The following is a 19,009-nucleotide window of genomic DNA, read 5'->3' as shown; positions in this document are numbered from 1 at the left end:
CGCCGTCCCGAGTTAGGCACTGGCGGCGCCCGCGTCAATGGCGGCGAGGCCAGCCATCAGGGCACGGTCCTCGGGCGCCAGCGGCCCCGCGGCACCGGGGCGAAAGCGCAGGCGAAACGCCGCAAGGACAAGGTCAGGACCGGCTTCGACGGGATAGCCGGCGGCGGCGGCATCCGATAGGAAGTCCCCCGGCGCAGCTGCCGCAGGCCAGACGGCGCGCCCGCCGCGGGCCAGCCGCCGCCAGTCGAACCGCGGACCGGGATCGGCCTTGCGATCCGGCGCCATGTCGGAATGCGCGATGACGCCCGAGGGCGAAATCGCCCAGCGCGCCATAAGCCGGTCCAGAAGCCGCTCGAGCGCGGCCATCTGCGCCTCGGGGAAGGGCGAGGCCCCGTCGTTGTCAAGTTCGACCCCGATCGACCGCGAGTTCACGTCCCCGGCGCCGCCCCAGGCCCCTGCCCCGGCGTGCCAGGCCCGCATTTCGTCCGGGACCAGCCGCCAGAGCGTGCCGTCTGCCCCCACCAGGTAATGGGCCGACACCTCGGACGCAGGATCGCACAGGCGCTGCAACGCCGCGCCCGCGTCCTGCATGGCCGTGTAGTGAAGCACGATCAGCGCGGGCGTCAGCCCGTCGCGCCTTGGCCCGAAATTGGGCGAAGGATGCTCGATCACCCGCCGGCGGCCCGCGCCGCGCGGAAAGGTGTGGGATCCCACCAGCAGGCATAGCCGTCGCCGTCCGGGTCGACGCCAAGCCGGTCCCGCTCGGGTCCGCCCGAGGCCAGGAATTCCTCCTGCGCGAGATCGGGCGAGGCGAACCGCATGCAAGCGCGGTCATAGCGGGATTGCGCGTTCAGGCCCGAACGCGAGTAAAGCTGCGTGCCGACCGGGTTGTTCGTGGCAAGGGCGAAGGCCACGATGTTCGGGCGCCCGTCCTCGGGACGGGTCGGCAAGGACGTGGGCTGGATCACGACATAGGCCTGGCGGTTCTGGGCGATGCGCGCGGCATCGCTTTCGATCGACTCGCGCGCGCTGACCGCGTCGAAGTTCTGTTCGTCGGAAATCCCGGCATTGCTCGTCGCGGCAGGCGCAGCGGCTGGAGCGGACATGGGGGTGGCCGCGGGCGCGGCCGCGACCGCGACACCTCCGGGCGCCGTCGCCGACAGCGGGGCCGTCGTGCCAAGCGCGGCCATCGTCTCTTGCGCGATCTGTGGCCCCTCGGGGACCGGCGCGGGGCGGCCGGCAAGCTCGGCCTCGCGGCTGGTTTGATAGGACGTGTAGTCGTCGAACCCGACCCCGGCCGCCGAGTCCGGCACCGACGGCGCGCAGGCCGCAAGGACGAGACATGCGCCGATCATCGCTTTGCCAAGATGCATGACGTTGTGCCTGTTTGCCCGGTTTCGTTCGTTTCGCGTGATTACCACCATTTCGCAGGCTTGGAAACAAAGCCCGCGGCGCGTTCCAGCGCATAGGCGGTGTTCAGCAGGTCGCCTTCCTCCCACGGGCGGCCGATCAGCTGAAGGCCCAGCGGCAGGCCCTTCCCGTCAAGCCCGGCGGGCACCGCGACGCCCGGCAACCCGGCCAGGTTTACCGTCACGGTGAAGACGTCGTTGAGATACATCTGTACCGGATCCGCGCTTGCCATTTCGCCCAGGCCGAAGGCGGCCGACGGGGTGGCGGGCGTCAGGATGGCGTCGACGCCCTGCGCGAAGACATCCTCGAAGTCCTTGCGGATCAGCGCGCGGACCTTGCGGGCGCGGTTGTAGTAGGCGTCGTAAAAGCCCGCCGACAGGACATAGGTCCCGACCATGATCCGGCGCCGCACCTCGGGGCCGAACCCTTCGGCCCGTGTCTTTTCGTACATCTCGGTGATGCCGTCGCCCTGGGCGAGTTTCGCGCGGCGCCCGTAGCGCACGCCGTCGTAGCGCGCCAGGTTCGACGAGGCCTCGGCCGGGGCGATGACGTAATAGGCGGGAAGCGCGTATTTCGTGTGCGGCAGCGAGATGTCCACGATCTTCGCGCCTGCGTCCTGAAGCATGGCGCGGCCGTGCGCCCAAAGCGCCTCGATCTCGTCGGGCATGCCGTCCATACGGTATTCGCGGGGAATGCCGATGGTCTTGCCGCGGATGTCGCCGCTCAGCATCGCCTCGAAATCGGGGACGGGAAGATCGGCGCTGGTCGAATCCTTCGGATCGTGCCCGGCCATCGCCTTCAGCATGATCGCGCAGTCGCGCACGTCCTTGGTCATCGGCCCGGCCTGGTCGAGGGACGAGGCGAAGGCCACGATCCCCCAGCGCGAGCAGCGCCCGTATGTAGGCTTGAGGCCGGTGATGCCGACGAAGGCCGCCGGCTGCCGGATCGACCCGCCCGTGTCGGTGCCCGTTGCCGCAAGGCACAGATCCGCCGCCACGGCCGCGGCCGAGCCGCCCGAGGATCCGCCTGGGGTCAACGCCCGGTCGTCGACCTTCCAGGGGTTCACCGCGGGTCCGTAGACCGAGGTTTCGTTCGACGAACCCATGGCGAATTCGTCCATGTTCAGCTTGCCCAGCATCACCGCGCCGGCGTCGAAAAGGTTCTGGGTGACGGTGGATTCGTATTCCGGCCGGAAGCCTTCGAGGATGCGCGAACCCGCCTGGCTGGCGACGCCATGGGTGCAGAACAGGTCCTTGATGCCGATCGGGATCCCGCACATGTCGGGCGCGTTGCCCTGGCGGAGGCGCTGATCGGCGATCCGGGCGTGTTCCTCGGCGATCTCGGGCGTGTGGTGGACGAAGGCGTTGAGCGCCCCTGCCCCCTCGATGGCGGTCAGGCAGGCTGCCGTCAGATCGGTCGCGGTGATGTCGCCCGCGCGCAGGTGGTCGCGCGCTTCGGCGATGGTCAGGGCGGTCAGGTCACGCGTCATTCGACCACCTTCGGAACCGCGAAGAAGCCTTCGCGCGCGTCGGGGGCGTTCTTGAGGATCTTCTCCTGAATTCCGCCCGCGCTCACCTCGTCCTCACGCCGCTTCAGCCGCATCGGCGTGACGCTGGTCATCGGCTCGACGGTCGAGACGTCGACTTCGTTCAGCTGCTCGATGAAGCCAAGGATCGTGTTGAACTCGCCCGCAAGCGCGGGAAGGTCGGCATCCTCGACCCGGATACGGGCCAGCTTCGCCACATGGGCCGCGGTCTTGAGATCGATCGACATCGGGCGCTCCGTTCTGTCCAGCGTGGCGTTTAGACCGCGCGACGCGCTGCCGCAAGGCGAGGGAAGGAAAATTGAACGGGATCCATCCGGGACAGGCGCAGAGACCGCCACGGCTTGCCGGCGTCGCCCGGCCCCGCCACCAGGTCGTTGCGACAGCACGGCCTTCCGGCGAGCTTCAGCGATGGGCAAGGCGGTGACGCCGATAGACCTCGATCATCCAGCCCAGCATGATCGCGTTGAGGATATGCCACCAGAAATGCGTGCCGACCGGGATCGCGGTGCAGAGAGGTTCGTCGAGCGAGCGCAGGACAAGCGACAACGTCAGGATCGCCGCGCCGATCAGAAGCCCGCGTGCCGTCCCGGGCGCACGATGGCGCAGGAGCACCCCATAGACGGCGATCAGAAGCGGCACCGGCCAGTAGCCCGCCGAGATCACAAAGAACGGCAAGGACTGGAACAGCGGCACCGTCAGCGCCGCATAGGGGAAGAAGGCCAGCGTGCCAAGGATCGCGCCCCAAAGCGGCCAGTTCCAGAAATGCAGGTTCGCCGCGAAAAGGTAGACCAGGATGTAAAGGGCGATGGGCAGGCTATCGGCCAGCGCCGCCCAGGGGGTGGCGACGGTGTGGAAGAGGAACGACCCGATTCCGATCGCGGCAAGGATCGCGACCAGAGCCATCGCGATCGGCAGCCCCTGCCCGCGCACCCGCCGGACCATGACGGCGGCCGCGATCAGGAAGGCCGCGTTTGTCAGGGCATTGACCGGCTCGGACCAGAACGACGGGTCGGTCCTTTCGCAATAGGCGTCGATCGCTTGCGTCCAATCCATGTGACTGCCCCGCCGAACCTGCTAAGTCTTCTTCCGACGACATAGGGAGGACCCAATGAAAATCATCTGGCTCGGTCATTCCGGCTTTCGCATCGAGATCGGCGGGCAGGTCCTGCTGGTCGACCCCTGGCTGACCGGCAATCCGATGTTCCCCGAGGGCCGCCGGTCCGAGGCCATCGAGGGCGCCACGGCCATCCTTCTGACCCACGGCCACGGCGATCATTCGGCCGATGCCATCGCGATCTCGCGCGAGCTTGGCGTGCCGGTGGCGGGCATCTACGACCTCATCAGTCATTGGGAGGCATCCGAAGGGATCACCGGGGTAGGCTTCAACAAGGGCGGCACGATCACGCTGGGCGAGGTCGCGGTGACGATGGTGAACGCGGTCCATTCCTCGTCCATCGGGACGGACCGGGGGCCGATGTACGCCGGCGCCGAGGCAGGTTTCATGATCGCGGGCGAAGGTCATACGATCTATGTCTCGGGCGACACAACGATCATGGCGGACATGGGCTGGATGGGCGAATACCATGCCCCCGACATCGGCATTCTCTGCGCAGGCGGGCACTTCACGATGGACATGAAGGCGGCGGCCTGGGCGGCGCAGAAGTTCTTCGACTTCAAGCTGGTGATCCCCTGCCACTACCGAACCTTCCCGCTTCTGGCGCAGGATGCCGAGGCGCTGAAGGCGGGGCTGCCGGGGGTCGAGGTGCGCGAACCGCAGGTGCTGGTCGCGATCGAGGTCTAGGCGGGATGCGGCTGTCGGCCAATACCGGCTACCTCTTCACCGACTTGCCCTTCCCCGACCGCATCCGCGCGGCGGCGAACGCGGGCTTCGACGCGGTCGAGTTCCACGACGAGGTGCAGTCGGGCGACGCCGATACGATCACGGCCGCGCTTGCGGCAACGGGGCTTCCGGTCCTGTCGCTCAATGTGCGGATGGGTCCGGGCTTCGGCTGCGCCGCCCTTCCGGGGCGGGAGGCGACGGCCCTTGGCGATTTCCGCGACGCCCTCGCAGCCGCCGAGGCGGTCGACGCTCGCGCGATCCACGTCATGGCGGGAACCGGCGAGGGATCGGCCTCGGTCTTCGCCGCGAACCTTGCCCGCTTCGCCGACCTGACGGACCGCACGGTTCTGGTCGAACCGATCAGCCAGGCGCGGGTGCCGGGCTACGTCCTGAGCCGGGTCGACGACGCGGCGCGGCTTCTCGACACGGCGCGTCGGCCCAATCTTGGGATCCTGATGGATGTCTACCACGTGCTGGCCGAAGGCGACGATCCGGCCGACCTGATCGCGCGGCACGGGGACCGGATCGCGCATGTGCAGATCGCGTCCTTCCCGTCGCGCGGCGCGCCGGGGGGCGAAGGTCCGGACTATCGCGCGCTGATCCCCGCCCTTCAGGCCGCGCGCCTCGATGCGCTGGGATGCGAGTATCACCCGGGATCGACCGCACCCGATGCCGCGGCCTTGCGTCAGGCCATAGGGCTTTAGCGGCGCTCGCAGAAGAAGTCGGACAGAAGGCCCGCCGCCTCGTCGGCGGCAAGGCCGTCATAGACCTCGGGGACGTGATGCGCCTGAGGGTGGCGAAAGACCCGCGCGCCATGCGCCACCCCGCCCGATTTCGGGTCGGACGCGCCATAGTAAAGTCGGGCGATCCGTGCAGCCGCGATGGCCGCGGCGCACATCGCGCAAGGCTCGAGCGTGACGTAGAGGTCGCAACCTGTCAGCCGCTCGGACCCCAGGTGCGCGCAGGCCGCGCGGATCGCCAGCATCTCGGCATGGGCGGTGGGGTCGGCACACTCGCGGGTGCGGTTTCCGGCGCGGGCCAGCACCTGCCCGTCCGGGCCGACGAGGACGGCGCCCACGGGCACCTCGCCGCGGTCTGCGGCAGCGCGGGCCTCGGCCAGCGCGGTTTCCATGTGGCTGCGGAACACCATGGGCGCGGCTTACGCCCCAAGCCGTCGCCACTCAAGCCGCTTTCCAAGACGCGGCGGCCGGGATAAAGCCCCGTCATGCCCGACAAGACGCGCCCAAACCCGCCCTCTGCCCCCGCGCCGGGCGACCGCATCGCCAAGGTGCTGTCGCGCGCCGGCGTGGCTTCGCGCCGCGAAGCCGAGCGCATGATCGCCGAAGGCCGCGTGGCCGTGAACGGCACGGTGATCGCCAGCCCCGCGCTGAACGTGACGCCTTCAGACAGGGTCACGGTCGACGGCAAGCCCATCGCCGAGGCCGAACCGCCGCGGCTGTGGCTTTACCACAAGCCCGATGGCGTGGTGACATCCGCCAGGGACGAGAAAGGCCGCCCCACGGTGTTCGACGCGCTGCCGCCAGAGCTTCCGCGCGTCCACACTGTCGGGCGACTTGACCTGAACTCCGAGGGCCTGCTGCTTCTGACCAATGACGGCGAGATCAAGCGGCGGCTCGAACTGCCATCGTCGGGGTGGCTCAGGCGCTACCGCGTCCGGGTGAAGGGCGCGCCCGACGACCTGACGCTTGCCCCCCTGCGCCAGGGGATCACGGTGGACGGCGAGTCCTTCCAGCCGATGCAGGTGACGCTCGACCGCCAGCAAGGCGCCAACGCCTGGCTGACGGTTGCGCTGCGCGAAGGCAAGAACCGCGAGGTGCGCCGCGCGATGTCGGCGATCGGGCTAAGCGTCAACCGCCTGATCCGCGTCAGCTACGGCCCGTTCAAGCTGGGCGATCTGAAACCCGGCGACGTGGTCGAGGTGAAGCCGCGCGTCGTGCGCGAGCAGCTTGGCCTTTCGGCCGGGAAGGACGCCGCACCCGGGCGCGCGCCATCGAAGCCCCCGCGCCCATCGAAGCGCCGAAAGCCTTGAAAGCGGCCCACATCGCCCCTTTCTGACAGGAAGAAGGCCCCGTCCGCAGAATGCGCCGCGGGCGTCGGCTTTTGGTGGAACGCGGCCCGGCCATGGCCTATGCTGCGATGCAAAGACGGGAGCGTGGGGTAGAATGGCGCGACTGGCCCTTGCGGCACTTCTGGTTCTTGCCGTCGTCGGCGTTCTCGCGACGTTCGTCGCCGGGATCATTTCCATTCGCCGGGCAGCGGGGGCTGGCGGCGCGTTCGACCTGACAGAGGGGTCCGCCATGCAGAAGGTCGCCTTCTTCCTTTTGATCTGCCTCATCGTCTACGTGTCCGCCTCCGGGGGCGTGTAATGGCCCAGCGCTATGGCGGCAAGTTCAGCCCCGACAAGGCCGGGCGCGTGCCGAAGACAGGGGCCGGACAGTCCGGTCCGGGACAACCGCCGTTTTCCGGGAAGCGACGGACAAAGGCCGGCGGCCGGATCAACATCCTGTTCTTTGCGCCGATCCCCCTCGCCCTTCGCGCGTTTCAGCAAGAGCCGACCGGACTGGCGATCAATCTTGCGGCCTTCGGCATCCTGATGCTGGCGGCGTGGCTCACCCGCGAGGGCCTGATCGCCGAAGAAGCCTATGACGCGCGCCGCGTGGCGAAGCGGCCGGCCATCCCGCGCAAGATCTTCGCAAGCGTCCTCACCGGCGCCGGATTGTTCGTGGCCGGCCTGACCGCGAACGACAGTCTTCTCAGCCCGGTGATCTTCGCGATCCTCGGCACCGTCCTGCACAGCCTTGCCTTCGGGATCGACCCGCTGAAGGACAAGGGGATCGAAGGGATCGACAGCTTCCAGTCCGACCGCGTGGCCCGCGCCGTGGACGAGGCCGAGAAACACCTCAAGGCCATGACCGAGGCGATCGCGCGCACCAACGACCGCGCGCTCGTGACCCGGGTCGAGGGCTTCCAGCGCACCGCGCGCGCGATGTTCCGAACGGTCGAGGAAGACCCCCGCGACCTGACCGGGGCGCGCAAGTACCTTGGCGTCTACCTTCTGGGCGCGAAGGACGCGACGGTGAAGTTCGCCGACCTCTACGGCCGCACGCGTGACCAGAAGGCGCGCACCGACTACGAAGCGCTGCTGGACGATCTGGAAAAGACCTTCTCGGCGCGCACCGAGAAGATGCTTCTTGACGACCGCAGCGACCTCGACGTGGAGATCGAGGTCTTGCGCGAACGGCTCGAGCGCGAAGGCGTTCATACCGATTAGACCGATCGAATTTGCAAAAGGGAAAAGCTCAAGATGTCCGACAGCGTCCGCCAGCAGGCCGAAAAGACGATCGCAATGCTCGACGAGGTGACGAAGGTCGAGTTGGCCGCCCCGGTGCCCGAGGTCGTGCCCTACGAGGCCGCCGACCCGGGACTTCAGGCCGAGATCGAGCGGCGCATGGCCGAGATCGACATGTCGAACACCAACTCGATCGTCTCGTTCGGATCCTCGGCCCAGGCCGAACTTCAGGAAATCAGTCAGGCGATGCTGGCGGACGTGCGCAACAAGGACGTCGGCCCGGCCGGAGATTCCCTGCGCGAGATCGTCTCGACCATCCGCGGCTTCTCGGTCTCCGAGCTTGACGTACGGCGCAAGCGGTCATGGTGGGAACGGTTGATCGGCCGCGCCGCGCCCATGGCGCAGTTCGTGGCGAAATTCGAGGACGTGCAGGGCCAGATCGACAAGATCACCGACAACCTTCTTCAGCACGAGCACAAGCTTCTGAAGGACATCAAGTCGCTCGACATCCTTTATGACCGCACGCTCAACTTCTACGACCAGCTTGCGCTCTACATCGCCGCGGGCGAGCGGAAGATCGCGCTTCTGGACCACAACGACATTCCCGCCAAGCAGGCCGAGGTCGACGCCGCGCCCGAGGACCAGGGCGTGATGAAGGCGCAGGAACTGCGCGACCTGCGCGCCGCGCGTGACGATCTGGAACGGCGGGTTCATGACCTCAAGCTCACGCGGCAGGTCACGATGCAGTCGCTGCCGTCGATCCGGCTGGTGCAGGAGAACGACAAGAGCCTTGTGACCAAGATCAACTCGACGCTCGTCAACACCGTCCCGCTGTGGGAGACGCAACTGGCGCAGGCGGTGACGATCCAGCGGTCGTCGGAGGCCGCAAAAGCCGTGCGCGACGCCAACGACCTGACGAACGAGCTTCTGACCGCGAATGCCAAGAACCTGCGCGAGGCCAACAGGACCGTGCGTCAGGAAATGGAGCGCGGCGTCTTCGACATCGAGGCCGTCAAAAGCGCAAATGCCGAGTTGATCGCCACGATCGAGGAAAGCCTTGCCATCGCCGATGCGGGCAAGGCCAAGCGGGCGCAGGCCGAGGTCGAGCTGAAGAAGATGGAGGCCGAGCTCAAGTCGACCCTTGCGGCGGCCAAGGCGCGCGGCGACAAGGTGGGCACCAACGCAGGCGAGAGCATATCCTGACCCCGAAGACGAAAACGATCGGCGCGCTGGCCCGCCTCGCGGCGGCGGCGGTCCTTTGGGCCGGTCTTGCCGGCTGCGACATGGCCGCCCCGCCCCAGGGAATGGCCGCGCCGCCCCCGGACGCCGCCCCGGGGCCCGAACCCGCGACGCGGTCCGAGGAAAGCATCGCCCTGGAAGGCTATTACGCGCGGGTTCAGGCCGGGCTGCTCGACCGCGGCCTGCTGCGCACCGACAGCGGCGGCACCGACGCCCCGTTCACCGACACCGATCTTGCGCGCAACTTCCGCCAGATCGCCTTTTTCGAAGAGTACTCCAGCGTCGGCGGCCAGCTTGTCCAGAAGGAGACCGAAAGCCTGCTGCACCGCTGGGAAGGCCCGGTCCGGATGGAGGTGACCTTCGGCCGCGCCGTCGACCTTGAGACGCGCGCGCGCGACGGTCAGGCGATCGCCGAGTATGCCGACCGCCTTGCACGTGTCACCGGCCATCCGATCCGGCAGGTCTCGTCAGGCGGCAACTTCCATGTCTTTGTCCTTTACGAGGACGAACGGCGCGAGATCGGGCCGGAACTTCGCCGCATCATCCCGCGCCTCGACGACACTGCCGTGGCGACGGTCGAGAACCTGCCACGGTCGTCCTACTGCCTTGTGTTCGCCTGGGACCCGCAGAACGACGGGGTCTATACCAAGGCTGTCGCGGTGATACGGGCCGAGCATCCCGACCTGTTCCGCCTGTCCTGCATCCACGAGGAACTGGCCCAAGGGCTTGGCCTTGCCAACGACAGCCCGTTCGCGCGGCCCTCGATCTTCAACGACGACGAGGAATTCGGGCTTCTGACGACGCATGACGAGATGCTTCTGAAGATGCTCTTCGACAAGCGGCTGCGGCCGGGGATGTCGGCGGACGAAGCGCGCCCGATCATCGACCAGATGGCGGCCGAACTGGCAGGAGGCACGAGCTGACCAGCGACGCGCCGCCGGGGCGGGCGGATTCCGCCATGGCCTTGCGGGCCGCATGAGGTAGACTTCACCACGCAGTTTCATGTCACGATCCAAGGGGTGCGACAGACGATGGGCATCTTCGATTTCCTGAGCGGCGAATTCATCGACGTCATTCACTGGGTGGACGACACCCGCGACACGATGGTCTGGCGGTTCGAGCGCGAGGGCCACGCGATCAAGTACGGCGCGAAGCTGACCGTGCGCGAAGGCCAGGCCGCGGTCTTCGTCCATGAAGGACAGCTGGCCGACGTCTTCACCCCCGGCCTCTACTTCCTCGAGACCAACAACATGCCGATCCTGACCACCCTCAACCACTGGGACCATGGCTTCCGGTCGCCGTTCAAGTCCGAGATCTACTTCGTCGCCACGCGGCGGTTCACGGACCTCAAGTGGGGCACGAAGAACCCGGTGATCCTGCGCGACCCCGAGTTCGGGCCGACCCGCATCCGCGCCTTCGGCACCTACTCGGTGCGCGTGACCGATCCGGGCCTGTTCCTGACCGAGATCGTGGGCACCGACGGCGAGTTCACGATGGACGAGATCAGCTTCCAGATCCGCAACATCATCGTGCAGGAATTCAGCCGTTCGATCGCGGCCGCGGGCATTCCGGTTCTCGACATGGCGGCGAACACGGCCGAGCTGGGCAAGCTCGTGGCACAGGAGATTTCCGGGCCAATCGCCGCCTACGGCCTGACCGTGCCCGAGCTTTACGTCGAGAACATCTCGCTTCCTCCGGCGGTCGAGGCCGCGCTCGACAAGCGGACGTCGATGGGGGTCGTGGGCGATCTGGGCAAGTACACCCAGTTCAGCGCGGCCGAGGCGATGACCCAGGCCGGTGGCGCGGCCGGCGGCGCCATGGCCGCGGGCGTCGGCGCGGGGATGGGCATGGCGATGGGGGCGCAGATGGCGCGGCAAGGCCCCTGGGGCGCTGGCCCGGCGTCGGGCGCAGCCGCGCCGCCGCCGCCACCACCGGTCGAGCATGTCTGGCACGTGGCCGAGAACGGTGAGACGAAGGGACCCTTCTCGAAGGCGTCGATGGGGCGCATGGCGGTCGACGGGCAGTTGACGCGCGACAGCTTCGTCTGGACCCCCGGCCAGGACGGCTGGAAGCGGGCCGAGGACGTCGCCGAGCTTGCGCAGCTTTTCACCGTTCTGCCACCGCCGCCTCCGGGCGCGTAGCGGTCCGTCAGCAAAGGAGGGCATCATGTCCCGACGCTCTGGTTACTCGGCCCTTCAGATCGGCCTGCACTGGCTGGTCGCGGTCCTGATCTTCGCCGCCTATTTCGCAAGCGATGGCATGGGCGACGCCCTGCGCGACCGCGTCGAACGCGGTGCGTCAGGGATCGAGGGCAACACGTTGCATGTCTGGCTGGGCGGGACTGTCCTTGCGCTTGTCCTTGTGCGGATCGCGGTGCGCCTCGCGCGTGGCGCGCCCGGCCCCGCCGAGGGGACCTCGGCTGCGCTGGCGGCGGCGGCCACGTGGGGGCACCGGCTGATCTACGTGCTGATGGTGATGGTGCCGCTTGGCGGCGCCGTGGCCTGGTACGGCGGCATTCGGGACGTGGGAGAGGTGCTTGCGGTCGCGGGCAATCTGCTGATGCTGGTCGTGGTGGGCCACGTGCTGGTGGCGATCCTGCACGAGGCGGTCGCCCGCGACGGCACCATGCGTCGGATGCTCCGCCCCGAGGCGTGATCGGGCCGAGGGGGCGCTGATGCCATGACCGAGCCCGAGCGCGCCACGACCGAGGCCGTCGAAGAGCATCGCTATCCCTGCCAGACCTGCGGGTCGGCCATGCGCTTCGACCCCGCCGGCGTGCAGCTTGTCTGCGACCACTGCGGGAACACCGAACCGATCCTGGGCGGCGGAAGCGCACGCCGCGCGCTGCGCGAACTTGATTTCAAGGCGGCGCTGGCGAACCTGCTGCCCCAGACCGAGATCGAGGAAACCCGCGTCCTGAGCTGTCCGAACTGCGGCGCACAGGTCGAATTCGACAACGCGGTCCATGCCGCCGAATGTCCGTTCTGCGCGACGCCGGTCGTCACCGACACCGGCGTCCATCGCCACATCAAGCCCAAGGGCCTTCTGCCCTTCGCCTTGACCGAGGACGAGGCGCGGGCCGCGGTTGGCAAGTGGCTGGGCAACCTGTGGTTCGCGCCGGGCGGACTTCAGCAATACGCGCGCCGGGGCCGCCGCATGAACGGGCTCTACCTGCCGTACTGGACCTTCGACGCCGACACCCGAAGCCGCTATCGCGGCCAGCGCGGAACCGTCTACCACGAAAGCCGGCAGGTCGTGATCAACGGCAAGCGGACCACGCAAAGCGTCCGCAAGGTGCGCTGGACGCCGGCCTCGGGTCAGGTTGCGCGGTTTTTCGACGACGTGCTGGTGGTGGCCTCACGGTCCCTTCCGGCCCCGTTCCGCAACGCGCTCGGGGCATGGGATCTGTCCTCACTCGAGCCCTATCGACCCGAATTCCTGGCCGGTTTCCGGGCCGAGGGATACTCGGTGCAGCTTGACGATGCCTTCGTCGAGGCGCGCGAGGTCATGGACCGGGTGATCGAACGGGACGTGAAGTTCGACATCGGGGGCGACGTGCAGCAGGTGCAGGCGGTCGAGACGCAGATCGGCGACGTCACCTTCAAGCATATCCTCCTGCCGGTCTGGATGGCGGCCTACAAGTATCGCGGCAAGACCTATCGCATCGCGGTGAACGGGCGCAGCGGACAGGTCGCGGGCGAGCGGCCCTATTCGGCCTGGAAGATCGCCTTTGCCCTGATCGTCGGGGCGATCGTGGCCGCCGCGATCGGCTATTTCATGGCGCTCCAGGAAGGCGGCTTCGACCCGTCGGGATTCTGAGGCCGGCTTCGTCGCACCGGGCAGGCCGCTTTGCCTTGACATGACTCGCGGGCGCCGTGCTACTCGGCCGGACCAGGGAAAGGGACAGTCATGATCCTGTGCTGCGGCGAAGCGCTGATCGACATGCTTCCGCGTCGGACCGAGGCGGGCGAGGACGCTTTCGCCCCCCATGCGGGCGGCGCCGTGTTCAACACCGCCATCGCGCTTGGCCGCCTGGGTCGGCCGACCGGATTCTTCAGCGGGATCTCGACCGACCTCTTCGGCGATCTTCTGGCCCGGACGCTGTCGGACAGCAGCGTGTCATCGAGGCTTGCGGTGCGCAGCGACCGGCCGACGACGCTGGCCTTTGTCCGGCTGGTGAACGGCCACGCCAGCTACGCCTTCTATGACGAGAACACCGCAGGGCGCATGCTGTCGCCCGAGGATCTGCCCGATCTGCAGGACGAGGTGGGCGCGCTTTTCTTTGGCGGGATCAGCCTTGTGGTGGAACCCTGCGCGCGCGCCTACGAGGCGCTGCTGCTGCGCGAGGCGCCGTCCCGCGTCATCATGATCGACCCCAACATCCGCCCCGGCTTCATCCGGGACGAGGCCGCCTATCGCGCCCGGATCGCCCGGATGATCGCGGCCGCCGATATCGTGAAGCTCAGCGACGAGGACCTGCACTGGCTTGAGGGCGCCGGGGACACCGATGCGCAGGCCACGGCGCTGCTTGCGCGGGGACCGCGGCTTGTCTGCATCACGCGCGGGGCCGAGGGCGTCAGCGGCTATGCCCCCGGGCGGCGGATCGACGTGGCGGCCGAACGCGCGACGGTCGTCGACACGGTCGGCGCGGGCGACACGTTCAACGCGGGGCTTCTTGCCTCGCTCGACGCGGCGGGGGTCCTGGCCAAGGGCGCTGTGGCCACGCTGTCCGACGCGGCGATCCGCGCCGCCCTGACCCTTGGCGCACGTGCCGCGGCGGTGACGGTCAGCCGGGCCGGCGCGAACCCGCCCTGGGCAGACGAGCTTTAGGGGCATGCGCGCGGTCGTCCAGCGCGTCACCCGCGCCGAGGTCGCAATCGCGGGCGAGACCGTGGGCGCGGTCGGCCCGGGGTTCATGGTGCTTGTCTGCGCGATGCGCGGCGATACCGAGGCCGAGGCCGACCTGATGGCCGCAAAGATCGCGAAGCTGCGGGTCTTCCGCGATGCCGAGGGTCGCATGAACCTTGCCATCGGTGACATCGGTGGATCGGTTCTGGCGATCAGCCAGTTCACGCTGGCCGCCGACACCTCGCGCGGAAACCGGCCGGGTTTTTCCACCGCGGCCGAGCCCGAGACGGGCGCACGGCTTTACGACCGCTTGTGCGCCGCCCTTCGGGACCTCGGGATTGCGGTGCAGACCGGCCGCTTCGGTGCCGAGATGGCGGTGAGTCTGATCAATGACGGCCCGGTGACGATCATGCTCGACACCGAGACCTGGCGCAAAGCCTGACGGCGGGCACGCGGCCGGCCGGCGGGCCAGTGGGAAGGAGGACGACCCATGCTGATGGCCGAGATCATTCGCAAGAAGCGCGACGGCGGGACGCTGGACCAGGACGAACTGGCCTTCGTCGCCCGGGGCATCACCACCGACAGCGCCAGCGAAGGGCAGATTGCCGCCTTCGCCATGGCCGTGTTCTTTCGGGGCATGACCCGCGACGAGGCGGCGGCTTTCACGCGCGCGCTTCGGGATTCGGGCGAGGTTCTCGACTGGTCGGACCTGCCGGGTCCGGTAACCGACAAGCATTCCACCGGCGGCGTCGGAGACAATGTCTCGCTCATGCTGGCGCCGATCGTCGCGGCCGCGGGGGCCTATGTGCCGATGATCTCGGGGCGCGGGCTTGGCCATACGGGCGGGACGCTGGACAAGATGGACGCGATCCCGGGCTACGCCTCGCAGCCCGACACGGCGCTTTTCCGGCGCACGGTCCGGGCGGCGGGCTGCGCGATCATCGGGCAGACGGCGACGCTGGCCCCGGCCGACAAGCGGCTTTACGGCATCCGCGACGTGACGGCGACGGTGGAATCCGTGCCGCTCATCACCGCGTCGATCCTGTCGAAGAAGCTGGCGGCGGGGCTTCAGTCGCTGGTCCTCGATGTCAAATGCGGCAACGGCGCCTTCATGGACGCGCCCGAGCGGGCCCGCGAGCTTGCCGAAAGCCTGACCGGGGTCGCGCAGGCCGCGGGCCTGCCCTGCGCGGCGCTTGTCACCGACATGAACGAGCCGCTGGCCAGTGCGGCGGGCAATGCCGTCGAGGTCGCAAACGCCGTCGCCTTCCTGACGGGTGAGGCGCGGGACGCGCGGCTCGAGACCGTCACGCTGGCGCTGGCGGGCGAGATGCTGGCACTTTCGGGGCTGGCCGCGGGACCAGACCAGGGAACCGAAAAGGCGCGGCAGACGCTCGCCTCGGGCGCGGCGGCCGAGGTCTTCGGCCGCATGGTCGCCGAACTGGGCGGACCGGCGGATTTCGTCGAGCGCTTCCACGACCACCTGCCTGCCGCCCCTGTTGTGCGGCCGGTTGCGTCCGATGGCGCGGGCACCGTCGCGAAGGTCGCTACGCGTGACGTCGGTCTGGCCGTGGTCGAGCTTGGCGGCGGCCGGCGGAAGGCAAGCGATGCGGTAGACCCCAGGGTCGGGTTCACGGCACTTCTGCCGATCGGGGCCGAGGCCGGTCCGGACCGGCCGCTGGGCATGGTCCACGCCGCTGACGCGACTTCGGCCGACCGGGCGGCGGCGCTGCTGCGCGCGGCTTACACGCTGTCGGAAGACCGGCCCGTGCCCGCGCCCGTCATCCGCGAGCGGATCGCCTGACCGGACGGCGCAGCATGTCCTTCGACGCAAGGATCGCCCCTGCGGTGATGAGCAGGCAGGCCAGCGCAACGGTCCAGGTCGCCGGACTGATGCCGGTTGCGACAAGGACCAGCGTCGACAGAAGCGGCGAGGCATAGCTTGCCGCCCCAAGCACCTGGATATCGCCAAGCTTGACGCCCCGGTCCCACAGGAAAAAGGCCAGCCCCACGGGGCCGAGGCCCAGCGCAACGATCGCCAGCCATTCGACCGCCCCCGACGGCGTCACCCACGTTTCCAGCAAGAGGTGGCAAAGAAGGGCGAGGGCCGAGGTCGCAAGGCAGAAGCCGGTGACGATGTCGGTCGGCACCGCTGCGAAGCGGCGCGACAGGACCGAGTAGCCGGCCCAGACCAGCGCCGCGGCCAGCGCGAACCCATAGCCCGTGGCATGGGCGGGGTTCAGGGCCAGGCCGCGCCCGCCGGTCACGATCAGCGCGGCCCCGGCAAAGCCCAACGCCGCGCCGGCGACATGGAACCACCGGAGGCGTTCGCCCGGCAGAAGGGCCGAGAAGATGACGATGAGCAGCGGCCAGAGATAGGCGATCAGACTGGCCTCGACCGCCGGCGCGGCGCGCAGGGCCGAAAAGTAAAGGAAGTGATAGCCGAAAAGCCCCCCCACCCCCAGCGCCCAGACCGGCCAGGGCTGGCGCATCGCGGCCCAGGCGCCCGGCCGCCGGGCCATCGCCAGAAGCCCGACCAGACCGCCCAGCGCAAAGGTCATGGCGGCAAGCTGAAACGGCGGGACCGTGCCGCTGAGGCTTGTCAGCAGGGCCAGCAACGCCCAAAGCAGGACCGCGCCGAAGCCGGCAAGTGTCGCCGCGCCGCGGGTCATGGCGCGGCATCCGATGACGCGGCGGGCCGCGTGGCAAGGCGGACATCGGCGATGCCCGCCGCCGCCAGACGCGCGAGAAGTGCCGCGGCCGCGCGCGCCGGCAGCGCCGCGTCGGCCCGGATCTCGAGCGGCGCATCGCCCCGCACGCCAAGCGCCTGAAGGGCCGCCTCGTCCCGCAGCCCGCGCCAGGCGATCCGGCCCGAGGCATCGACGTACAGCGTATCGTCCGCCCTGTCCGCGCCGGCGTCGAATGCACCGGCCTCGGGCGGGGTGACATCGAACGGCGGCGCGGGGGCAAGCTCCGAGGAGATCATGAAGAAGATCAGCAGCAGGAAGACCACGTTGATCATCGGAACAACGCTTTCCTGACGCGCGCGGGACCGGGGGGCAGGAAAGCGCACCGCCGTCACTCGGCCACGACGAGGCGGGTGAAGCCGCCCGCGCGCAGCGTTTCGATCACGTCGACCAGGCGCTGAAGGTCGACCCCTTCGGCCGCGCGCAGGACGACGGCATCGTCGAGCGCAGCGGTCAGACGGGAAAGCTCGGCCAGAAGCGTCGCTTCATCGAGGGGCACGCCATTCAGGGCCAGGGTCGCGACGCCGACGGTGACAAGGCGCGGCGGCCCTGCATACGCCTCGGCCCCCGGCTGCGACAGGGGCACTGCGCCGGTGACCCCGAAGCGCGCGGCCAGCATGAAGAAGACCAGCAGCAGGAAGACCACGTCGATCATCGGGGTAAGGCTTGGCCGCCGCTGCGGCCGGGGGGCCGAGAAGGCGAACATCAGGCGCGGCCTCGCCCATCCGCTCCGGTGGTGAAGACCCGCGTCGCGGCGTCCTCCATCCGGCCCTGCAACCGTTCGATGACGCTTTCGAACCATGTCAGCGCGACCGAGGCCGGGATCGCCACCGCCATGCCGGCGGCGGTGGTCAGCAGGGCCTCCCAGATCCCGCCGGCAAGGGTCGCGGCATCGGCCGTCGAACCCGCGGTCTGCAACGCCTGGAAGGCGTCGATCATGCCAAGCACGGTGCCGAGCAGCCCCAGAAGCGGGGCCACCGTCACCGTCAGGTCAAGGACGCGCAGCCCCGACCGCGCACGCGACAGGTGGGCGCGGGCCACCCGCTCGGTCTCTTCGCGGGCCTGGGCATCGTTCAGGCCGGGATCGCGGCGGGCGGACATGGCAGCCGACACGACCCGGCCGACCGGGTCGCGCAGGGCGCGCGCCGCGGTTTCCGCCTGCGCCCCCGCGCCCGCCGCCCACGAGGCCAGCGCCGGCTCGGCGGCCTGTGTCCAGACACCATCGGCGCGAAAGCGCCAGAGCTTCCAGAGCGTGACCGCCAGCGCGGCCACGCTGATCAGCGCGATCGCCCAAAGCGCCGCGCCGCCACGATCAAGAAAGTCGATGAGGGCCGATGTCGTCATGTGTGGCCGACTAGACCAAGCCGGCCGAGGCGGCAATGGGGGGCTGCGCCACAGTCATGCCAGAACGCGGACGGCCATGTTGCGCTCGTGCCTTTCGATCGCTTCCTCGATGTCGTCGAACCAGGTCAGTCGGCCCGCCTCGAGCACCGCGCCGGCCCCGCAGATCCGCCGAAGCAGCGCGTTGGAGTGCGACACGACGATGGCCGAGCTGTCTTCCAGCCGGTCCATGAGCATGGTCTCGCTGCGGACGCGGAAGGCGGCATCGCCCACGCTTGTCACCTCGTCGATCAGGTAGGTGTCGAACCGGATGCCCATCGACAGCCCGAAGGCAAGGCGCGACCGCATGCCTGCGGAATAGGTGCGGAAGGGCTGGTGGAAATGGTGGCCCAACTCGGCGAAGTCGGCGACGAAGTCCTGAAGATCGTCGGTATCGACGCCATAGATCCGGGCCACGAAGCGCACGTTCTGCGCGCCGGTAAGGTCGGGGTGGAAGCTGCCCGAGAAGCCCACGTTCCACGAGATCGTCCCGTCCGAGATCACCTCGCCCGAGGTCGGGCGCATGACGCCCGAGATAATCTTGAGAAGGCTGGACTTTCCCGCGCCGTTGCGCCCCAGAAGCCCGACCGACGCGCCGGTGGGAAAGGTCGCGGTGATGCTGTCGGCGACAAGCGTCGGCACGCCGTTCACCATGTAGACCTTCGACAGGTTCTCGAGCCGGATCATGGCGC

The 19,009-nt window shown here is 68.8% G+C and carries 24 protein-coding genes; 13 read left to right on the top strand and 11 right to left on the bottom strand.

The window, feature by feature from the left end:
* Positions 1-12 precede the first annotated feature (12 nt).
* The 5 genes from ACRDNQ_RS10675 to ACRDNQ_RS10655 all read right to left on the bottom strand — a co-directional run bounded on the left by ACRDNQ_RS10675 (position 13) and on the right by ACRDNQ_RS10655 (position 4,009).
* Positions 13-672, bottom strand: coding sequence for an N-acetylmuramoyl-L-alanine amidase (locus ACRDNQ_RS10675; RefSeq protein ID WP_431828630.1), 660 nt, complete (start codon positions 670-672; stop codon positions 13-15).
* Entirely contained in the window at positions 669-1,373 is a 705-nt protein-coding gene (locus ACRDNQ_RS10670) for a hypothetical protein (RefSeq protein WP_431828629.1), read from the bottom strand. The genes ACRDNQ_RS10675 and ACRDNQ_RS10670 overlap by 4 nt, the downstream gene beginning before the upstream one ends.
* 41 nt (positions 1,374-1,414) lie before the next feature.
* Positions 1,415-2,899 carry an Asp-tRNA(Asn)/Glu-tRNA(Gln) amidotransferase subunit GatA gene (gene gatA, locus ACRDNQ_RS10665; protein WP_431828628.1) on the bottom strand — a complete coding sequence of 495 codons (1,485 nt, stop codon included), beginning with the start codon at positions 2,897-2,899 and terminating at the stop codon, positions 1,415-1,417.
* Complete coding sequence (gene gatC / locus ACRDNQ_RS10660; protein WP_431828627.1) at positions 2,896-3,183, bottom strand: Asp-tRNA(Asn)/Glu-tRNA(Gln) amidotransferase subunit GatC; 288 nt, start codon at positions 3,181-3,183, stop codon at positions 2,896-2,898. Before gatC ends, gatA begins: the two co-directional genes overlap by 4 nt.
* Before the next feature lie 175 nt (positions 3,184-3,358).
* A complete protein-coding gene (locus tag ACRDNQ_RS10655) occupies positions 3,359-4,009 on the bottom strand; it encodes a ceramidase domain-containing protein (protein WP_431828626.1) in 651 nt (216 codons plus the stop codon).
* 55 nt (positions 4,010-4,064) lie between these two features.
* On the opposite strand from ACRDNQ_RS10655, the gene ACRDNQ_RS10650 reads away from it, so the two are divergent.
* Positions 4,065-4,757 carry a metal-dependent hydrolase gene (locus tag ACRDNQ_RS10650; RefSeq protein ID WP_431828625.1) on the top strand — a complete coding sequence of 231 codons (693 nt, stop codon included), beginning with the start codon at positions 4,065-4,067 and terminating at the stop codon, positions 4,755-4,757.
* 5 nt (positions 4,758-4,762) lie between these two features.
* The gene (locus ACRDNQ_RS10645; protein ID WP_431828624.1) at positions 4,763-5,500 is read left to right on the top strand and encodes a TIM barrel protein; all 738 of its coding nucleotides are present in this window, start codon (positions 4,763-4,765) and stop codon (positions 5,498-5,500) included.
* Here ACRDNQ_RS10645 and ACRDNQ_RS10640 read toward each other — a convergent pair.
* Complete coding sequence (locus tag ACRDNQ_RS10640) at positions 5,497-5,946, bottom strand: nucleoside deaminase (protein WP_431828623.1); 450 nt, start codon at positions 5,944-5,946, stop codon at positions 5,497-5,499. The two genes, ACRDNQ_RS10645 and ACRDNQ_RS10640, sit on opposite strands and share 4 nt — an antisense overlap.
* 75 nt (positions 5,947-6,021) lie before the next feature.
* Between ACRDNQ_RS10640 and ACRDNQ_RS10635 the strand changes: the two genes are divergently transcribed.
* The 11 genes from ACRDNQ_RS10635 to deoA all read left to right on the top strand — a co-directional run bounded on the left by ACRDNQ_RS10635 (position 6,022) and on the right by deoA (position 15,994).
* Positions 6,022-6,846 carry a pseudouridine synthase gene (locus tag ACRDNQ_RS10635; protein WP_431828622.1) on the top strand — a complete coding sequence of 275 codons (825 nt, stop codon included), beginning with the start codon at positions 6,022-6,024 and terminating at the stop codon, positions 6,844-6,846.
* Positions 6,847-6,979: 133 nt separating this feature from the next.
* On the top strand, positions 6,980-7,183 hold the full coding sequence (locus ACRDNQ_RS10630) for a hypothetical protein (RefSeq protein WP_431828621.1): 204 nt from the start codon (positions 6,980-6,982) through the stop codon (positions 7,181-7,183).
* On the top strand, positions 7,183-8,088 hold the full coding sequence (locus ACRDNQ_RS10625; RefSeq protein WP_431828620.1) for a 5-bromo-4-chloroindolyl phosphate hydrolysis family protein: 906 nt from the start codon (positions 7,183-7,185) through the stop codon (positions 8,086-8,088). The genes ACRDNQ_RS10630 and ACRDNQ_RS10625 overlap by 1 nt, the downstream gene beginning before the upstream one ends.
* Positions 8,089-8,121: 33 nt before the next feature.
* Complete coding sequence (locus tag ACRDNQ_RS10620) at positions 8,122-9,309, top strand: toxic anion resistance protein (RefSeq protein WP_431828619.1); 1,188 nt, start codon at positions 8,122-8,124, stop codon at positions 9,307-9,309.
* A gap of 80 nt (positions 9,310-9,389) precedes the next feature.
* Complete coding sequence (locus ACRDNQ_RS10615; RefSeq protein WP_431828618.1) at positions 9,390-10,268, top strand: DUF2927 domain-containing protein; 879 nt, start codon at positions 9,390-9,392, stop codon at positions 10,266-10,268.
* A gap of 108 nt (positions 10,269-10,376) precedes the next feature.
* Positions 10,377-11,486 carry an SPFH domain-containing protein gene (locus ACRDNQ_RS10610; protein WP_431828617.1) on the top strand — a complete coding sequence of 370 codons (1,110 nt, stop codon included), beginning with the start codon at positions 10,377-10,379 and terminating at the stop codon, positions 11,484-11,486.
* A gap of 25 nt (positions 11,487-11,511) precedes the next feature.
* Positions 11,512-12,000 carry a cytochrome b gene (locus ACRDNQ_RS10605; RefSeq protein WP_431828616.1) on the top strand — a complete coding sequence of 163 codons (489 nt, stop codon included), beginning with the start codon at positions 11,512-11,514 and terminating at the stop codon, positions 11,998-12,000.
* 24 nt (positions 12,001-12,024) lie between these two features.
* Entirely contained in the window at positions 12,025-13,164 is a 1,140-nt protein-coding gene (locus tag ACRDNQ_RS10600; protein WP_431828615.1) for a TFIIB-type zinc ribbon-containing protein, read from the top strand.
* A 90-nt stretch (positions 13,165-13,254) separates the two neighbouring features.
* A complete protein-coding gene (locus tag ACRDNQ_RS10595) occupies positions 13,255-14,175 on the top strand; it encodes a carbohydrate kinase family protein (RefSeq protein WP_431828614.1) in 921 nt (306 codons plus the stop codon).
* 4 nt (positions 14,176-14,179) lie between these two features.
* Complete coding sequence (dtd, locus tag ACRDNQ_RS10590; protein ID WP_431828613.1) at positions 14,180-14,635, top strand: D-aminoacyl-tRNA deacylase; 456 nt, start codon at positions 14,180-14,182, stop codon at positions 14,633-14,635.
* Positions 14,636-14,683: 48 nt separating this feature from the next.
* Entirely contained in the window at positions 14,684-15,994 is a 1,311-nt protein-coding gene (deoA, locus tag ACRDNQ_RS10585) for a thymidine phosphorylase (protein WP_431828612.1), read from the top strand.
* Here the strand turns inward: deoA and yddG are convergent.
* The 5 genes from yddG to ACRDNQ_RS10560 are packed head-to-tail and all read right to left on the bottom strand — an operon-like array spanning position 15,972 to position 19,004.
* Positions 15,972-16,862: an aromatic amino acid exporter YddG gene (gene yddG, locus ACRDNQ_RS10580; protein ID WP_431828611.1), complete on the bottom strand. Its 891-nt coding sequence runs from the start codon at positions 16,860-16,862 to the stop codon at positions 15,972-15,974. The genes deoA and yddG overlap by 23 nt on opposite strands.
* Complete coding sequence (locus ACRDNQ_RS10575) at positions 16,859-17,263, bottom strand: ExbD/TolR family protein (protein ID WP_431828610.1); 405 nt, start codon at positions 17,261-17,263, stop codon at positions 16,859-16,861. Before ACRDNQ_RS10575 ends, yddG begins: the two co-directional genes overlap by 4 nt.
* Positions 17,264-17,268: 5 nt before the next feature.
* Positions 17,269-17,643, bottom strand: a complete 375-nt coding sequence (locus tag ACRDNQ_RS10570) for an ExbD/TolR family protein (RefSeq protein WP_431828609.1) — start codon at positions 17,641-17,643, stop codon at positions 17,269-17,271.
* Positions 17,643-18,281: a MotA/TolQ/ExbB proton channel family protein gene (locus ACRDNQ_RS10565; protein ID WP_431828608.1), complete on the bottom strand. Its 639-nt coding sequence runs from the start codon at positions 18,279-18,281 to the stop codon at positions 17,643-17,645. The genes ACRDNQ_RS10570 and ACRDNQ_RS10565 overlap by 1 nt, the downstream gene beginning before the upstream one ends.
* A gap of 54 nt (positions 18,282-18,335) precedes the next feature.
* The gene (locus tag ACRDNQ_RS10560) at positions 18,336-19,004 is read right to left on the bottom strand and encodes an ABC transporter ATP-binding protein (protein ID WP_431828607.1); all 669 of its coding nucleotides are present in this window, start codon (positions 19,002-19,004) and stop codon (positions 18,336-18,338) included.
* Between the last annotated feature and the right edge of the window lie 5 nt (positions 19,005-19,009).

It is taken from the genome of Saliniferula longa (assembly GCF_050789285.1).
Classification (GTDB): Bacteria; Pseudomonadota; Alphaproteobacteria; order Rhodobacterales; family Rhodobacteraceae; genus CAVPWP01.
Note: the sequence above shows the minus strand (reverse complement) of the source record. Positions and strands in the feature narration are given on the sequence as shown.

Excerpts from the sequence above, each read along its gene's own strand:
- ACRDNQ_RS10655 (WP_431828626.1), bottom strand. The coding sequence starts at position 4,009 with ATGGATTGGACGCAAGCGATCGACGCCTATTGCGAAAGGACCGACCCG.
- dtd (WP_431828613.1), top strand. The coding sequence starts at position 14,180 with ATGCGCGCGGTCGTCCAGCGCGTCACCCGCGCCGAGGTCGCAATCGCG.
- deoA (WP_431828612.1), top strand. The coding sequence starts at position 14,684 with ATGCTGATGGCCGAGATCATTCGCAAGAAGCGCGACGGCGGGACGCTG.
- ACRDNQ_RS10610 (WP_431828617.1), top strand. The coding sequence starts at position 10,377 with ATGGGCATCTTCGATTTCCTGAGCGGCGAATTCATCGACGTCATTCAC.
- ACRDNQ_RS10570 (WP_431828609.1), bottom strand. The coding sequence starts at position 17,643 with ATGTTCGCCTTCTCGGCCCCCCGGCCGCAGCGGCGGCCAAGCCTTACC.
- ACRDNQ_RS10620 (WP_431828619.1), top strand. The coding sequence starts at position 8,122 with ATGTCCGACAGCGTCCGCCAGCAGGCCGAAAAGACGATCGCAATGCTC.
- ACRDNQ_RS10615 (WP_431828618.1), top strand. The coding sequence starts at position 9,390 with ATGGCCGCCCCGCCCCAGGGAATGGCCGCGCCGCCCCCGGACGCCGCC.
- yddG (WP_431828611.1), bottom strand. The coding sequence starts at position 16,862 with ATGACCCGCGGCGCGGCGACACTTGCCGGCTTCGGCGCGGTCCTGCTT.
- ACRDNQ_RS10600 (WP_431828615.1), top strand. The coding sequence starts at position 12,025 with ATGACCGAGCCCGAGCGCGCCACGACCGAGGCCGTCGAAGAGCATCGC.
- ACRDNQ_RS10595 (WP_431828614.1), top strand. The coding sequence starts at position 13,255 with ATGATCCTGTGCTGCGGCGAAGCGCTGATCGACATGCTTCCGCGTCGG.
- gatA (WP_431828628.1), bottom strand. The coding sequence starts at position 2,899 with ATGACGCGTGACCTGACCGCCCTGACCATCGCCGAAGCGCGCGACCAC.
- ACRDNQ_RS10560 (WP_431828607.1), bottom strand. The coding sequence starts at position 19,004 with ATGATCCGGCTCGAGAACCTGTCGAAGGTCTACATGGTGAACGGCGTG.
- ACRDNQ_RS10670 (WP_431828629.1), bottom strand. The coding sequence starts at position 1,373 with ATGCATCTTGGCAAAGCGATGATCGGCGCATGTCTCGTCCTTGCGGCC.
- ACRDNQ_RS10630 (WP_431828621.1), top strand. The coding sequence starts at position 6,980 with ATGGCGCGACTGGCCCTTGCGGCACTTCTGGTTCTTGCCGTCGTCGGC.
- ACRDNQ_RS10645 (WP_431828624.1), top strand. The coding sequence starts at position 4,763 with ATGCGGCTGTCGGCCAATACCGGCTACCTCTTCACCGACTTGCCCTTC.
- ACRDNQ_RS10635 (WP_431828622.1), top strand. The coding sequence starts at position 6,022 with ATGCCCGACAAGACGCGCCCAAACCCGCCCTCTGCCCCCGCGCCGGGC.
- gatC (WP_431828627.1), bottom strand. The coding sequence starts at position 3,183 with ATGTCGATCGATCTCAAGACCGCGGCCCATGTGGCGAAGCTGGCCCGT.
- ACRDNQ_RS10650 (WP_431828625.1), top strand. The coding sequence starts at position 4,065 with ATGAAAATCATCTGGCTCGGTCATTCCGGCTTTCGCATCGAGATCGGC.
- ACRDNQ_RS10640 (WP_431828623.1), bottom strand. The coding sequence starts at position 5,946 with ATGGTGTTCCGCAGCCACATGGAAACCGCGCTGGCCGAGGCCCGCGCT.
- ACRDNQ_RS10565 (WP_431828608.1), bottom strand. The coding sequence starts at position 18,281 with ATGACGACATCGGCCCTCATCGACTTTCTTGATCGTGGCGGCGCGGCG.
- ACRDNQ_RS10625 (WP_431828620.1), top strand. The coding sequence starts at position 7,183 with ATGGCCCAGCGCTATGGCGGCAAGTTCAGCCCCGACAAGGCCGGGCGC.
- ACRDNQ_RS10605 (WP_431828616.1), top strand. The coding sequence starts at position 11,512 with ATGTCCCGACGCTCTGGTTACTCGGCCCTTCAGATCGGCCTGCACTGG.